Source organism: Nocardiopsis ansamitocini (genome assembly GCF_030268225.1).
In the GTDB taxonomy this organism is placed as follows: domain Bacteria; phylum Actinomycetota; class Actinomycetes; order Streptosporangiales; family Streptosporangiaceae; genus Nocardiopsis_D; species Nocardiopsis_D ansamitocini.
Genome location: NZ_BSQG01000001.1, coordinates 374,945 through 389,728, shown reverse-complemented (window position 1 = coordinate 389,728; position 14,784 = coordinate 374,945). Strand labels below are relative to the sequence as shown.

Sequence of the window (14,784 nt, the reverse complement as noted above, 5' to 3'; positions counted from 1 at the left end):
GTGCGTTCGCCGGCCACCGATCCCGACGTCACCGCCGTGATGCTGGGGTTCGTCCGGGCGCTGCGCGCGGCCGGCCTGCCCGCCGACACCGCCCGCGCGCAGGCGTTCCTGCGGGCGCTCGGCACTCTCGACGTCACCGATGCAACCGACGCCTACTGGGCCGGGCGTCTCACCCTGTGCGCGGGGGCAGCCGACCTGCCCGCCTACGACGCCTGCTTCGCGTACTACTTCGCCGGCGCTCCCCGACGACACCCGGTCCCTCCGGGGCCGATGGAGGCGGTGCGCGCCCCCATGTGGCGCCCCGAGGCGCCCAAGGGCCCTCCGCCCGCCCGGGAGGAAGCAGAGCAGGCATCGGCGGCCAGCGACGTCGACGTGCTGCGCGCCAAGGACCTCGCGACCCTCGACCCGGCCGAGCGCGCCGAGGTCGCCCGCCTGCTCGCGCTGCTGGCGACCCGTCGCGAACAGCGCAGGACCCACCGGATGACGCCCGCTGCGCGCGGCCGGCTCGACTACGCCCGCACCATCCGGGCGACCCTGCGCAGCGGAGGCGAGCCGGTGCGCCTGTTGCACCGTTCCCGCACGACCAGGCCGCGCCGCGTGGTCCTCCTGATCGACGTCAGCGGCTCCATGGCGCCCTACGCCGACGCGCTGCTGCGCCTGGCGCATGCGGTGACCAGGGGCGACATTCGCAACACCGAGACCTTCAGTGTGGGGACCCGGCTGACCCGGCTCACGTCCGCGCTGCGCAACCGCCACGCCGACGCGGCGATGGCCGCGGCGGGCGCCGCCATCCCCGACTGGAGCGGGGGGACCCGGCTGGGCGCGGAACTCAAGGAGTTCCTCGACCTGCACGGACAACGAGGGATGGCGCGGGGGGCGCTGGTCGTCGTCGCCTCGGACGGGTGGGAGCGCGGCGACGCCGCGCTGCTGGGCGACCAGATGGCCCGACTGGCCAGGCTCGCCCACCGTGTGATCTGGGCGAACCCGCACAAGGCCCAGCCGGGCTACGCCCCGTTGGCCGCCGGAATGGCGGCCGCACTGCCCCACGTCGACGATTTCGTGTCGGGGCACAGCCTGGGCGCGTTGGAAGAGTTGGCCACCGCTGTTACAGGCGCCAGGACCGGGATAGGAGGAGCGTATGCGTGACATCCGCAGTGCCGTCGCCGAGCTCTTCGCGACAGGGGAGACGTTTGCACTGGCCACCGTGGTCGACGCTTACCACAGTGCCCCCAGAGAGGTGGGGGCCGCCATGGCGGTCAGCGCCTCCGGCGAGGTCGTGGGCAGTGTGTCGGGCGGCTGTGTCGAAGGGGCGGTCTACGAACTCGCCCGGGAGGTGATCGCCACTGGGAAGCCGGTGCGCCGGCGCTATGGCGTCAGCGACGACGAAGCGTTCTCCGTGGGACTCACCTGTGGCGGAACACTGCACATCCTGGTCGAGCCGATCGACCCGAGCCGCTACCCGAGCCTGGGCCACGTCATCGACGCCGTCGACGGCCACCGCCCGGTGGCGGTGGCCACCGTCGCCTCCGGTCCCGACCTGGGCGCGCGTCGTGTCATCTGGCCCGACCGGGGGGAAGGGGACCTGTCCACGGGACGGCTGGCCGACGCGGTCGACGACGACGCCCGCGGCCTGCTCGCCCAGGGGCGCACCGCGATCCTGCGCTACGGTGCCGACGGCCAACGGCGCGGCGACGAACTGGAGGTGTTCGTGCAGTCCTTCGCCCCGGCCGCCCGCATGCTCGTCTTCGGCGCGATCGACTTCGCCGCCGCGGTCGCCGACATCGGCGCCTACCTGGGCTACCGCGTCACCGTCTGCGATGCCCGGCCCGTCTTCGCCACCGCCAAGCGTTTCCCGCGCGCGGATGAGGTGGTGGTCAAGTGGCCGCACGTCTACCTCGGCGATATCGCCGAGGAGATCGACGAGCGCACCGCCATCTGCGTGCTCACCCACGACCCCAAGTTCGACGTCCCGGTCCTCAAGGCCGCACTGGCGACGGGGGCCGGCTACATCGGCGCGATGGGCAGCCGCCGCACCCACACCGACCGGCTGGCCCGGCTGCGCGAGGTCGGCGTCCCCGCCGACCAGCTCGCCCGACTGCGCTCACCGATCGGGCTCGACCTGGGGGCGCGCACCCCGGAGGAGACGGCCGTGTCCATCGCCGCGGAGCTCATCCAGACCCGCTGGGGAGGGAGTGGCCGTCCGCTCACCAGCGGTTCCGGGCCGATCCATCACACGCCGCTGATCCCCAGCACGGTCTGAGCCCCCGTGGCGACACGTCCGACGCATCCTTCCGGGGTGGCCGGCCTGCTGCTGGCGGCGGGCACGGGCAGCCGGTTGGGCACGCCCAAGGCCCTGGTCGAGTTGGCGGGGGAGCGTCTCGTCGACAGGGGGGTGCGCCTGCTGGGCGACGCCGGCTGCGCCCCCGTGCACGTGGTGACGGGGGCGGCGCGGGTGCCGGTGGTGGGAGCCCTGGAGGTGCACAACCCCGAATGGGCCACCGGCATGGGGTCCTCGCTGTGCGCGGGTCTGGCATCGCTGCCGGACAGCGTGCCCGCCGTCGTGGTGGCGCTGGCCGACCAGCCTCTCATCACGTCCGCGGCCGTCCGCAGGCTGCTGGAGGCCCACGACCGAGGGGCGGAGGTCGCGGTCGCCGCCTACTCGGGCGCCCCGCGCAATCCCGTCCTGCTGGCGCGCGCGCACTGGCAGGGCGTGTGCGCACTGGCCCGCGGCGATACCGGGGCTCGTCCCTTCCTGCGCGCCAACCCCGAATTGGTCACCCGGGTGGAGTGCGCCGACGTCGCCGCCCCCGACGACATCGACACCCCGGAGGACCTGGCGAGGCTGCGGGCGGCCCTCGACGGCTCGGGCAGTTGACCCGCGCGGCCGGTGCGTCGGTGCGGACGCACGGCGCCGGTCGTATCGGGGTCGGACCGGGTGACAGGCGCGATGCGGGGGCGCGACTGGTACGGGGCGGGGCCGAGGAGCCCGCTCGGGCATCATCAATTTTGATGAAGGACCCGTTCGGCCTCCCGGGTGCCCGGCCACCGGGCCGGGAGCGCCCGTGGGCAGGGGGCATTCCCGGCAGGGCCGGCCCCGGGGGCGGGCTTCGTGGGAGTGGCGTTTGCCTGCCTTGTGCGAAACAGGTCGCTTTTCGTGCCGGATGTTCTTTTCTCGACAAGTGAATGAAACGAGGGTTACCCGCTGGTAGAGTCCCTGGTCATCAAGGGTGCTCCCCGCGCACGCGGGGATGGTCTTGTGTGCCGGGACGAGGAAGCGGGCCGTTCCGGCCTTCGCCGTCACGGATGGCCGCCGGTGTCCACGGCTGCCCGGGTGCAGGTCGTCGCGTCCCACGAGACGTGGTTCCAGGGTGGTGGACAAGGACCTATGACCAGCGTTGACTACTCTGCGAGAGCTTACGAATGCCAAGAGTGGTTGATTGCGACCGTCGTAGATCGGAGCGCTATGCGCCGTGTCCTTGCCGTCCTCGCCCTGTCGTCCGCTGTCCTCGGGGCTGCGGCCCCACCCGCTGTCGCCGGTGACGTGCCAATCAATACCCAGTCCCTCGTCTGTTCCCCGCTCGCCACGTTCGTCGCCGGCTCCACCGGGTCCGGCCTCGGATGCCCCATCGGCAGTCAAGACACGGAGGAGGCTCCGCTCCGGTAGGGCGGTCGGCCCGCGTCATCGTCGCATGTCACGATCGCGCGCCTGGTCTGTCGGGGGTGGAGTCCGCATCGGACTCCACCCCCGACAGGCTTCCCCGGTCGCGGAGGGAAGGTGCTCCGCTCTATGAATCTACACCGTAAAGGTCGTGCGGTTCTGAAGAGGACTCTCAGACCGGCGGTGCGGTGGTGATCCCGTAGGTCGACTCCACCTGCTGCCCGGGCGCCAGGACGACGACGTCCTCACCGGTGGCGAACGCGTTGGGCGGGCAGGTCATGGGCTCCACCGCCAGATGGCGCCGGTTCTGCGGCCCCGGGCGGTCGGCGCTGAAGATCTGGATCCAGGAGTAGCTGTCGTCGCACCACAGGCCCACCCGGACCCCGTCGGCCTCCAGTACCGTCCAGATGCGTCTGTCCGCGGACGGGGTCAGGCCGGTGAAGGCGTTGTCCAGCACCACGTCGCCGAACCGGCGCGGGGTGCGGAAGTCGTACTCGGTGTCCGCCACCGGTCGGGGCGCGCCCGCGGGCAGCAGCCGCTCGTCGGTGGGCAGCCAGGAGTCCGCCGGCAGCAGCAGGACGGTCTCGTCCACGGGGCGCTGCATGGTGAGGAAGTTGTGCGTGGCGTTGCCGTAGGGGGCGTTGTGCTCCCCGGTGTTGCGCGCCGTGATCCGGACGTCCATCCCCAGTTCGGCGTCGAGGGTGTAGCGCACCGACAGTTCCAGCCGGAACGGGTAGCCGGGAGCGCCGTCGAGCAGGAGGGTGAACAGGACCGATGCGGTGCCGGCCTCGGCGGTTTCCCAGAGCAGGGTCCGGGTGAGCCCGTGGATCGCGTTGTCCAGCGCGGGCTCGTTCACCGCCAACTGGTAGTCGGTGCCTTCGAAGGAGTAGCGGCCCCGGTCGATCCGGTTGGGCCAGGGAATCAGCACCTGCCCCTGGGACAACTGCGGTTCCCCTTCGGGGTAGCCCCAGATCAGGTCGCGTCCCTGCGCCTTCAGGGTGCGCAGCGCAGCACCGAGGGGATCCACTGTGGCCCGGTACTCTCCGGCCTCCAGCACGATCACGTCGTTGTTCTTCTCGCCCATGACCACCACCGTTCTAGGCCCGCGGAAAGCGGACCACCGGCGATGATAACCCGTGCGCCCCCGCCCGGGCCGGGAAAGGTCCTGCCCGGGCGAGGTCGGGGCGCGCCGACGGAGTCAGCCGGTGAAGACGACGATGGGGATGAGGATTCCCATGAAGGTGAAGAACAGTCCGTGCGAGGCCAACCGGATCGCCATGACCACGCTGCCCACCACCGCGAGTCGGTAGGCGGCCAGCTGGGCGCCGGCCTTGCGCTGTGAGCTTGCGGCGATGCGCCCGAGATAGAGCAGCCCCACACCCAGGAGTACGGCGAACCACCAGCTCAGCGCGAGTCCGCCGGGAACCAGTTCCAGGAGTCCGGTGGCGAGGTCGCCCAGGGCCGCGATCGGCGGGCTGTCCTTGATCGCCTGGAAGACCGCCTGGAGCTCCTGCACCCATTCCTGATCGCTGTACACGCCGTCGCCGCGCAGCTGCCACAGCCACAGGCCGAGGCCGTCCAGGATGCCGAGGTAGGCGGCCGGACGGGCGAACCTGCGGCAGCTCCCCGCGTTCATCGCGCGCTTGACCTGAGCCATCCCGCGTTCGGCCCGCCGTACGTCACGCTGCCGCTCACGCTCCGCCCGGGCGGCCTTGCGGGGGTCGGCGCTGCCGTGCCGGTCCCATGGGGAGTGCGGTGTCCCCGGACCGTGCCCCTCCACGGCCTCGGCCACCCGGTCGCGGGCGCTTCTCCATCCGCCGGTGGCGATCGTGGTGAGCCGTGTCCAGCGGTCGTTCCAGCGCGCCCTGCTCTCGACCCGTTCGCGTTCCCGGCGTACCGCGCCGGCCTGCACGGCGCTCGGGAGCAGCAGCACGGCGGTGACCACGGCCGCGTTCGTCGCGGTCTCGCCTTTGGCGCCGCGCAGTGCCGTGGTGCGTTGTTCGCTCCACCACTCGGTGCGCGGCGCGTCGCTGCGCCGGCCCGGCTGCCAGGACTGGGCCCGAAGCAGTCGGCGGTAGCGGGTGGTGGACTCCTCAGGGTCCAGGACCAGTTCGGTCGCGTGGGCCCAGGCGGCTTCCCAGTCGTGTTCCTCGGGGCGCGAGGAGCCCGCGGTGCGGGCCAACCGGTCCACGGTCGCCCGGGTCTGGCGCATGATCAGCGGGACCTCGTGCTGGGCCCGCTCCAACAGGACGCACCGGTTGGTGCTCTCGGCGCGGCATCGCGCGTGCCCGCACCAGTGCCGCGCGGCCAATCCGAGTGCGCCCAGTTCGACGGCCTCGCGCAACGTGGAGTGGCGGCTGCCCTCGCCCACGGCCAGCGCGAGCACGCCCTCGGCGCTGATCTCGTGGCCGCGATAGCGCGGGGTCATGCCGGGGACGAACTGGGCGGCCAGCGCGCTGATCGCCAGGTGGGCGCGCTCGGGGTGGTCGGCCAGTTGGTCGAGGTGGGCGCGGTCGAAGGTGTAGTCGCGCACTTCGCGGTCCAGCCAGGTGCGCAGTACCTGGTGGTGGGTGCGCAGCCAGACGGCGCCCTTGTCGGAGCGGTCCAGCAGGTCGAACGCGAGACTGGGCGGGTCGTCGTGGGACACCTCGGCGAACTTCAGCGGGGCGTGCCTGCGTGCCTTGACGACGCTGGGGCGCTCGCCGAGCAGCCAATCGCGCACCTGGGCGTCGCCCCAGCGCGCCTCGGGAACCGGCGTGAGCAGCCCACGGGCCAGCAGCCGCCAGTGCTCGTCGGCGATTGCCGAGACGTCGATCTCGGTGGTGCGCGCGGTGAGCCAGTTCTCCCCGCGTTCGGGGCGGCGTCCGGTGAGGAGTTCGTGCACCATGATGCCCAGCGACCACCAGGCCGCCGGGGCCTCGCGGCGGCCCTCGACGACTTCCGGAGCGGCGTAGGCCTCGGTGATGGCCTGCTCGCCGTAGACCCGGCTCATGGTCGCGCGCACCGCGCCGCCGAAGTCGGTGAGGGCGAACACCGGGGGGTCGAGACTGCGGATCAGCAGGTTCTCGGGCTTGACGTCGGTGTGGTTGTGCTGAAGGGATTCCTGCCAGTGGCGCAGGCAGTCGGCCACGGCCGCGACGATGGCGCGGGACCGGTCGTCGGGGAGCGGGGCGCCGTCCATGAGGGTGCGCATGGACCCCTCGGGGAAGTACTCCTGGGCCTCCCAGGCGATTTCCTCCCCCCAGGCGCTGCGGGCCCTGCCGTAGCCGTGGATGGCGGGGGTGTGGGGGTCGGGGGAGCGTCGGGCGCGCAGCCGTTCGAGCAGGTCGCGGTTGACGTCGTGGCCCGGGCGGTACAGCTTCAGCGCCAGTTGCCGCCCCTCTTCCCCTTTGGCCGAGGGTTCGGCGAGATAGACGACCGCCTCGCCGCCGGAGCCGATGTAGCCCTGGACGTCGTAGGTCCGGCGAAGTTCCGCGGGGATCGCGTACTCCAGTTCGCCGGCCGGCCCTTGGACGACCCGTCGCGTCAGTCGGCCGATCAACTCCAGCAGTGGTGCGAAGAGCCGTTGCCACCAGGTGGTGTCCCCGTTCTTGGCGGGGTCGCCGAGGTTTCGGGTGGGTTCGGGGCGTACGACGGTCCGCGTCTGATCGATGCCCTCGGCCGGGGTGCCCGGCCGGAGGAAGGCCGTCGCCCGCCGGGTACGGTCGGCGTCGGGCGTGAGCCGCGTGGTGGGCGGGGCGGGGGCGATCTTACGGGTGTGCTGCGCGTCGGGGTCGAGGGGGTCGGGAGCAGCCATCGTCGAGGGGCGCCTTCAGTTGCCGGTTGGACCAAAGTTCTGGGTCTGGTCTTTTCAGAGTAGGTGAGAGAACGGAGTCGTGGCCGATGGCGGCTCCCGGTTGTTTCCCCTAGGGGCTCCCTTGTCGATTACGTCACAGGTCGCTACATTGGCCCAGTGGCTAGGCCAATGTCTGGTCGATCCCGCCTGTAACCGGCCGGGGTGAGGTCGAGAGGGAGGGTGCACGTGGTTGAGGAAGGCGGGCCACTGGCCGGTATCGTGGTTCTGGACCTGTCCAGGGCACTGGCCGGGCCGCATGCGGCCATGATGCTGGGCGACCTGGGTGCACGGGTCATCAAGGTGGAGCAGCCGGGAACCGGCGACGACACCCGCGGTTGGGGGCCACCGTTCGTCGGTCCCGACGACGCCCCCGTCAGTACCTACTTCCTGTCGTGCAACCGCAACAAGGAATCAATCGAACTCGACCTCAAGTCCGAGGACGGACAGGTCCAACTGACCCGGCTGGTACGGGCCAGCGACGTACTGGTGGAGAACTTCCGTCCGGGAGTGCTGGACCGGCTCGGTTTCTCCATGGAGCGCCTGCACGAGCTCAACCCCCGACTCGTGGTCTGCTCCATCAGCGGATTCGGCCACGACGGCCCCGAAGGCGGGCGTGCCGGATACGACCAGATCGCCCAGGGGGAGGCCGGCCTGATGAGCGTCACCGGCCCCTCCGCCGCCGAACCGACCAAGGTCGGTGTGCCGATCGGTGACCTCCTGGCCGGGATGCACGGCGCATACGGGACCCTCAGCGCTCTCTACGAGCGCGAACACACCGGAAAGGGTCGGGTGGTACGCACGTCGCTGCTCGCCTCCATCGTGGGGGTGCACGCCTTCCAGGGCACCCGGTGGACGGTCGCGGGCCAGGTCCCCGAGCCGATCGGCAACCACCACCCCTCCATCTCGCCCTACGGGGCCTTCGCCTGCGGCTCAGAGATGGTGCAGGTCGCCGTCGCCAGCGAGGCGCAGTGGGCCAAGTTCGCTTCCGTGCTGGGCCTGGACCCCGAGGACCCCCGCTTCGCCCGCAACGCCGACCGGGTCGCCAACCGCGCCGCGCTGACCGCCCTCATCGAGGAGGTGCTGGCCACCGGATCCCGTGACGAGTGGCTCGCGCGGATCGGCGCGATCGGCATCCCCTGCGGTGCGATCCGCACCATCGACCAGGTCTACGAATGGGATCAGACGCGTTCGCAGGGGCTGGTGGTGGGGGTGGAGCACCCGGTGCTGGGCCCGATCGAACTTCCCGGTCCGCCCATCCGCTTCGACGCACACCCCGGAGAGGGCGCGGCCGGGCGCGCCACCCATCTTCCCCCGCCCGGGCTGGGCGAGCACAACGACAGCGTCCGCGCCTGGTTGGACGGTCTGGGGACCGGCTCCTGACCGGACGCGCCGGCGGGGCCGTCACCCCGTCGGCGCATCGGGTGCTTCAGTGCCCGCCGTCCGCGCCCCGAGGGGGCAGGCCCAGTCGGGAGCAGGCCTGCTCGTAGAGGCCGACCACCTCGGTTCGGATCTGCGCGCGCTCGGTGATGGGTTCCGACCAGGGGATCTGCACGGTGGTCTCATCGCCGTCGACGGTCCCGGCATACACGCCGACCGTGCCGTCCAGGCCGGTCATCCGTGCTGCCGTCGCGTCGGGCAGTCCGCCCAGGGCGCGCACGATGAGGAGGGTGTCCTCGGGGTGGTCGTCGTTCATGTGCGCGATGACGGCGCGCACGACCTCGGGTGCGAACGGGTTGGCCGACAACGTGGTCCCTTCGGAGGCGGGCGGACAGAGCGAGGGGGCCGTCGGCGCGCGCCGACGGCCCCCAACGTTATCGCCGTACCTGCCCGACCATCCGTGGCAGGGGCGGCCGGCGGATCGGTCAGCCCTCCTGGAGGGTGAACTCCGCGTCGATCTCGATCTTGATCTTGTCGCCCACGACCACGCCGCCGCCGTCCATGGGCATCTCGATGTCCACGCCGAACTCCTTGCGGCTGATCTCGGTCACGGCGTGGAAGCCGGCGCGCTGGAGGCCGTAGGGGTCGAGGGTCGAGCCGTTGAACTCCAGGACCAGCTCGACGGGGTTGGTGATGCCCTTGATGGTGAGGTCGCCGGTCAGGACGAAGTCCTCACCCTTCTGTGCGACACCGGTCGAGGCGAAGGTGAACTCCGGGTAGGTCTCGACCTGGAAGAAGTCGGCGGAGCGGATGTGCTCGTCGCGCTGGGGCTGGCCGGTGTTGATGGAGGTGGCGTCGATGGTCGCGGTCGCCGAGGCCTGGGCGGGGTCCTCGGGGACGGTGAGGGTGGCGTCGAACTTCTCGAACCGGCCGCGCACCTTGCTGACCATCATGTGCCGCACCGAGAAGCCGATCTCGGAGTGGGCGGCGTCGATCTTCCAGATTCCCGGCTTCAGCTGCTTCTCGGCCATGGTGTCCCCCTGTTGGTGGTTTGACGTGTGCTGTTCGAGGGGTCGGACCGAAAGCGGCCACAATGTCCCCGAAAGAATCTTGCTGGGAAGAGAGTTTAGCCTGAGATCGAGAAAGCGCAAGTACGATTGCCCTCATGAGCACGGTCAATTGGCTGGATGTCGAGGAGCAGCAAACATGGCGCAACTTTCTCGTCGTCAACTCCCTTCTCCAGGAACGCCTCGATCGAGACCTGCAACGCCGTGACAAGCTGACGCTGGTCGAGTACGGAATCCTCGTCCACCTCGCCGAAGCCGAGGGCCAGCGCCTGCGGATGCGCGTGCTCGCCGACAGCGTCATCGTCTCCAAGAGCCGCCTGTCGCACCAGGTGGCGCGCCTGGAACGCGACGGTTACGTGCGTCGTGAGAACTGCGCGGAGGACCGCAGGGGTTCTTGGGCAGTGCTCACCGACGAGGGCGGCGCCGCCCTGCGCCAGGCCGCCCCCGGACACGTGGCGACCGTCCGCACCAGCCTCTTCGACCAGCTCAGCCCGGAGCAGGTCGCCTCACTCGGCGAGATCATGGGCTCGCTCGCCGCCAGCCTGCGCGCCGGAGCCTGACCCCTCACCCGTCCCCGTCCCGTGGGCCGCGGCGCATCGCCCACGGGACGGGGACGGGTTCGACCGCGATGCCCGCAGCGGAACAAGTAGAGTCACCTTTCGTGACGGGACCACGCATTATCGGCGCGCAGCACTTCCGCGATGACGACGGGAGCGCCGACCCCGCTGTGCGCACACGCCTTGACGACTATGCCCAGGGGGCGGTGGGGGAGCGCCAGGTACTGGCCGCGCTGGGAGCCTCCCGTCTCCTCATCCCGGTGGTCGCCGCGGCCACCGAGGTCGGGGAAGGTGCCCACGGCCTCACCGTGGACAAGAAGAGCGAGGTCGCCATGCCCGTCCTCGTCGGCAAGGACGGCCGTCGGGGCGTACTCGCCTTCACCTCGGTGGACTCCGTCCGACGCTGGCGGGAGGACGCCCGCCCGCTTCCCTTCACCGCGATGGACGCCTGTCGCGCGGCCCTCGACGACGGTGCCGACGCGCTCGTCGTCGACATCGCCGGCCCGGTCACCTACGCCGTCCAGGGCCGTTTCCTCACCAGTCTCGCCGAGCACGGAACGGTTCCCGAGCCCAAGGAGGACCCGCAGGTTCTCGCGCTCATCTACCGCATCACCCACACCGAGTTCGGCATCGAACGGGTGCGCATCCACGACTCCGAGCGTGCCGACATCGGCGTCCGCCTCGAACTCGACGTCCGCGACGACGAGTCGATCCGCCGCGTCGCCGAACGCCTGGCAACCGAACTCGCACCGGTCCTGCCCGGGGGAGTGGAGCTGAGCGCGGTCGTCCGCGCCCGCCGCGACTACCCCGGGTCCCGCCCCGCCTCCCGGTCCTGATCGTCCATGGCCACCCACACCGATGTGCTCGCCGCCCTCGACGCGGAGACCGACGCCCTTCTCGACGCGCTCGCCCGGATCACGCCGACCGAGTACCGGCGCGCGACACGCTGCGCCCCCTGGGACGTGGCCGCGCTCGCCGTACACACCGTCGGTGCGTTGGACAGGGTCGTGGCGGTGCTGGAGGCGGCGCCCCCTCCACCGGGCGCCCGGACCGGCGCAGCCGGGTACTACCGCCCTGACGTCCGTTTCTCCGCGGAGGTCGACGCTGATCGGGTGGAGAGCGCGATGGCCGCGGCCGAGCGCGCCGATCCCGCGCTGATCGCCGCGGCCGGTGCGCGCCTCCGGGCACGGTTGCGGCCCCTGCTCCGTGCGGCCCCCGGCGACCGGATGGTGCGTACACGCCACGGGGACGCGATGACGCTCACCGACTTCCTCGTCACCCGGGTCCTGGAGATCCTCGTGCACGGCCTGGACCTCGCCGACGCGCTCGGGCGCCGGCCGTGGGCCACCGGCCCCGGGGTGGAACTCGTCGGTGGACTGTTCGCCGAGACCGCCGACCGCTCGGCACTGGAGGGCACCGGGCTCACCGGTCTGGCGTTCGTGCGCGCGGCCACCGGTCGGGCGCTGCCCGGCCAGGCGGGCCGTTCGGCGCTGGCCGGGACCGGGGTCCGCGACCTGGCGTTGGGCTGACCGTCCACAGTCGCCGCGGTCGGGGCGGGGAGAGCGTCGGCCGGGCGAATAGAGTTTCGCCATGCCCTCCCTCCCCGACATCCTCGTCGTGCTCGGCCTCGCCGTGCTGGGCGGCGCGCTCGCGCTCCCCGTCGGTCGGGTGGTTCCGCTGTTCCAGCGCTACGAACCCGATCCGGCCGACGACTCCCCTCCGCCCCCGGCCACCTACCCGGGATCGGGGACGCCCGTGGCCTGGCGGCGCTGGTCCCCGTTGCCGTGGCGGCTGGTTGCCACCGGCCGAGGCCCGGACGGCGAGCGGGTCGGTGCGCCCAGCACCGTCGTGGTCACCACGGCCGTCGCCTTCGCGGTACTCGGCGTGCGCGCCCCCGACTGGTCGGCCGTCGAGCTCGTCGCCTTCTGCTTCCTCGCGTTGTGGGGCGCGGTGCTGGCGGTCATCGACACGCGCACCCATCGTCTCCCCAACCCGTTGGTCCTGCCGGCCTACCCCATCGCCCTGGCCCTGCTCGCCCTGGCCGCGGTCACCACGCCCGGCGGTCCCGGTCACGCCGTCGACGCGCTGATCGGTATGGCGGCGCTGAGTGCCTGCTACTGGCTGCTGTGGTTCATCTACCCGGCCGGTATGGGGTGGGGCGACGTCAAACTCTCCGGTCTGCTCGGCCTCTACCTGGGGTGGGGCGGGCTCGGCGCGGTCTTCAGCGGGACCTTCGCCGCCTTCCTGCTCTCGGCCTCCGTGGGCCTCGTCCTCATCGCGCTGGGCCGAGCAGGGCGCAAGACCCCCATTCCCTTCGGGCCCTTCATGATCGCCGGAGCCCTCGCCGTCGCCGTGCTCGGCGACCCCCTGCCCTGGTTCACCACGTGAGACCGATGTCAGCCCCGAGACCAGGACATGGAAAGATCGAGGGCATGTTGCGTTGGCTGACCGCTGGAGAGTCCCACGGACCGGCACTCGTCGCGATTTTGGAGGGCCTCCCGGCCGGTGTGTCCGTCTGTTCAGACGACATCGCCGCCGCGCTGCTCCGCCGCCGCGCCGGGTACGGCCGGGGCGCCCGCATGAAATTCGAACAGGACCAGGTCTCCGTCATCGGAGGCATCAGGCACGGCCGCACCCAGGGCGGCCCCGTGGCAATCGAGGTCGGCAACACCGAGTGGCCCAAATGGGAACAGGTCATGTCCCCTGACCCGGTGCCCGCCGAGGTGCTCGACGGGATCGCGCGCAACGCGCCGCTGACCCGCCCGCGCCCCGGACACGCCGACCTCGTGGGCATGCAGAAGTACGGCCACGACGAGGCCCGTCCCATCCTGGAGCGCGCGAGCGCCCGGGAGACGGCCGCCCGGGTCGCCATCGGCGAGGTCGCGCGCTGCTTCCTGCGCCAGGCGCTGGGAGTGGAGGTGCTCAGCCACGTCGTCTCCATGGGGGAGGTGGACGTCCCCGACGGTTCCCCGCTGCCCGGCCCCGACGACCTCGCCCGCGTGGACGCCGATCCGGTCCGCTGCTTCGACGCCGAGACCAGCGTCCGCATGATCGCCGAGGTCGACGACACCAAGAAGACCGGCGACACCCTCGGCGGCGTCGTCGAGGTCCTGGCCTACGGCTTGCCGCCGGGCCTGGGCAGCCATGTGCACTGGGACCGCCGCCTCGACGCACGCCTCGCCGGTGCGCTCATGGGCATCCAGGCGATCAAGGGCGTGGAGGTCGGCGACGGCTTCCGCACCGCCGCACGACGCGGCTCCGCAGCCCACGACGAGATCGAGCCCGGCCCCGACGGAGTGCGCCGCCGTACCAACCGCGCAGGTGGTGTCGAGGGCGGGATGAGCACCGGTGACGCCCTGCGGGTGCGCGCCGCGATGAAGCCGATCGCGACCGTGCCCCGTGCGCTGGACACCATCGACGTGGTCACCGGCGAGGCGACCCAGGCCCACCACCAGCGCAGCGACGTGACGGCCGTTCCCGCGGCCGGGGTCGTCGCGGAGGCGATGGTCGCGCTGGTCCTAGCCGAGGCCGCCATCGAGAAGTTCGGCGGCGACTCGGTACCCGAGACCGCCCGTAACTTGCGCGGCTACCTGGACTCGCTGGAAATCAGGTAGTCGGGCGCATCGGTGCCGGGCCCGGCGCCCGGTACGGTGCAGGGCCCACCCACACGATGGGGGCGGGGCAGGGGAACGCGCTTGCGCCCCTGCCGGCAGACGCAGTGAACGAGAAGGAGATTTCCCGATGGGCAGACCACGCGCGGTCCTGATCGGTTCGCCCGGCGCGGGCAAGACCACCGTCGGCCAGGCGCTGGCCGAGCGGCTCGGCGTGGCGTTCACCGACACCGACATCGAGATCGAGGCCCGTGCGGGCAAGCCCATCGGCGACATCTTCATCGAGGACGGGGAACCGGCCTTTCGTGCACTGGAGCGCGCAGCCGTCGTCGAGGCCCTGCGCACCGGAACCGGCATCGTCGCGCTGGGGGGTGGCGCCGTCCTCGACGCCGCCACCCGGACCGACCTCGTCGGCCACCACGTCGTCTACCTTCAGGTGGAGTTCACCGACGCCGCCAAGCGGGTCGGCCTGAACCAGGCCCGGCCGCTTTTGACGGGCAACCCGCGGGCCAGGCTCAAATCCCTGCTGGAGGAGCGGTTGCCCGTCTACGAGGGCCTCGCCGTGCACACGGTTCCCACCAGCGGCTACCACCCCGATGAGGTCGTCGACCACATCGTGGAGACCCTGGTGGGCGTCGATGGCTGAGCCGGGAACCGATCAGGTACACCCGAGCGGAGT

Annotated in this window: 14 protein-coding genes; 10 read left to right on the top strand and 4 right to left on the bottom strand. The window is 71.6% G+C overall.

The genetic code is table 11. The features are described from left to right. From QSJ59_RS01765 to QSJ59_RS01755, 3 genes are read left to right on the top strand one after another with little or no spacing between them, the layout of a single operon-like run. Positions 1–1,146: a vWA domain-containing protein gene (locus QSJ59_RS01765; protein WP_285756875.1), complete on the top strand. Its 1,146-nt coding sequence runs from the start codon at positions 1–3 to the stop codon at positions 1,144–1,146. After that, positions 1,139–2,260, top strand: a complete 1,122-nt coding sequence (locus QSJ59_RS01760; protein WP_285756874.1) for an XdhC family protein — start codon at positions 1,139–1,141, stop codon at positions 2,258–2,260. Before QSJ59_RS01765 ends, QSJ59_RS01760 begins: the two co-directional genes overlap by 8 nt. 6 nt (positions 2,261–2,266) lie before the next feature. Next, complete coding sequence (locus tag QSJ59_RS01755) at positions 2,267–2,875, top strand: nucleotidyltransferase family protein (RefSeq protein ID WP_285756873.1); 609 nt, start codon at positions 2,267–2,269, stop codon at positions 2,873–2,875. Between the two features lie 955 nt (positions 2,876–3,830). Here QSJ59_RS01755 and QSJ59_RS01750 read toward each other — a convergent pair. Together QSJ59_RS01750 and QSJ59_RS01745 are read right to left on the bottom strand one after the other, a co-directional pair. Beyond that, positions 3,831–4,742: an aldose 1-epimerase family protein gene (locus QSJ59_RS01750; RefSeq protein WP_285756872.1), complete on the bottom strand. Its 912-nt coding sequence runs from the start codon at positions 4,740–4,742 to the stop codon at positions 3,831–3,833. 114 nt (positions 4,743–4,856) lie between these two features. Continuing rightward, the gene (locus tag QSJ59_RS01745; protein ID WP_285756871.1) at positions 4,857–7,454 is read right to left on the bottom strand and encodes a protein kinase domain-containing protein; all 2,598 of its coding nucleotides are present in this window, start codon (positions 7,452–7,454) and stop codon (positions 4,857–4,859) included. A 225-nt stretch (positions 7,455–7,679) separates the two neighbouring features. Between QSJ59_RS01745 and QSJ59_RS01740 the strand changes: the two genes are divergently transcribed. Continuing rightward, the gene (locus QSJ59_RS01740; protein WP_285756870.1) at positions 7,680–8,873 is read left to right on the top strand and encodes a CaiB/BaiF CoA transferase family protein; all 1,194 of its coding nucleotides are present in this window, start codon (positions 7,680–7,682) and stop codon (positions 8,871–8,873) included. 46 nt (positions 8,874–8,919) lie between these two features. On the opposite strand, the gene QSJ59_RS01735 is transcribed toward QSJ59_RS01740, so the two are convergent. After that, positions 8,920–9,237 (bottom strand): DUF2470 domain-containing protein, encoded by a 318-nt coding sequence (locus QSJ59_RS01735; RefSeq protein ID WP_285756869.1) that lies wholly within the window; start codon positions 9,235–9,237, stop codon positions 8,920–8,922. A 118-nt stretch (positions 9,238–9,355) separates the two neighbouring features. Next, positions 9,356–9,901, bottom strand: a complete 546-nt coding sequence (locus QSJ59_RS01730) for a YceI family protein (RefSeq protein WP_285756868.1) — start codon at positions 9,899–9,901, stop codon at positions 9,356–9,358. 134 nt (positions 9,902–10,035) lie between these two features. On the opposite strand from QSJ59_RS01730, the gene QSJ59_RS01725 reads away from it, so the two are divergent. The 6 genes from QSJ59_RS01725 (at position 10,036) to QSJ59_RS01700 (ending at position 14,751) form a co-directional block, all read left to right on the top strand. After that, complete coding sequence (locus QSJ59_RS01725) at positions 10,036–10,497, top strand: MarR family winged helix-turn-helix transcriptional regulator (protein WP_285756867.1); 462 nt, start codon at positions 10,036–10,038, stop codon at positions 10,495–10,497. A 101-nt stretch (positions 10,498–10,598) separates the two neighbouring features. Then, positions 10,599–11,330, top strand: coding sequence for an SseB family protein (locus QSJ59_RS01720; RefSeq protein WP_285756866.1), 732 nt, complete (start codon positions 10,599–10,601; stop codon positions 11,328–11,330). A gap of 6 nt (positions 11,331–11,336) precedes the next feature. After that, entirely contained in the window at positions 11,337–12,023 is a 687-nt protein-coding gene (locus tag QSJ59_RS01715; RefSeq protein WP_285756865.1) for a maleylpyruvate isomerase family mycothiol-dependent enzyme, read from the top strand. A gap of 61 nt (positions 12,024–12,084) precedes the next feature. Then, on the top strand, positions 12,085–12,882 hold the full coding sequence (locus tag QSJ59_RS01710; protein WP_285756864.1) for a prepilin peptidase: 798 nt from the start codon (positions 12,085–12,087) through the stop codon (positions 12,880–12,882). Between the two features lie 44 nt (positions 12,883–12,926). Next, on the top strand, positions 12,927–14,108 hold the full coding sequence (aroC, locus tag QSJ59_RS01705; protein WP_285756863.1) for a chorismate synthase: 1,182 nt from the start codon (positions 12,927–12,929) through the stop codon (positions 14,106–14,108). 127 nt (positions 14,109–14,235) lie between these two features. Continuing rightward, entirely contained in the window at positions 14,236–14,751 is a 516-nt protein-coding gene (locus QSJ59_RS01700; protein WP_285756862.1) for a shikimate kinase, read from the top strand. The last annotated feature ends 33 nt before the right edge of the window (positions 14,752–14,784 follow it).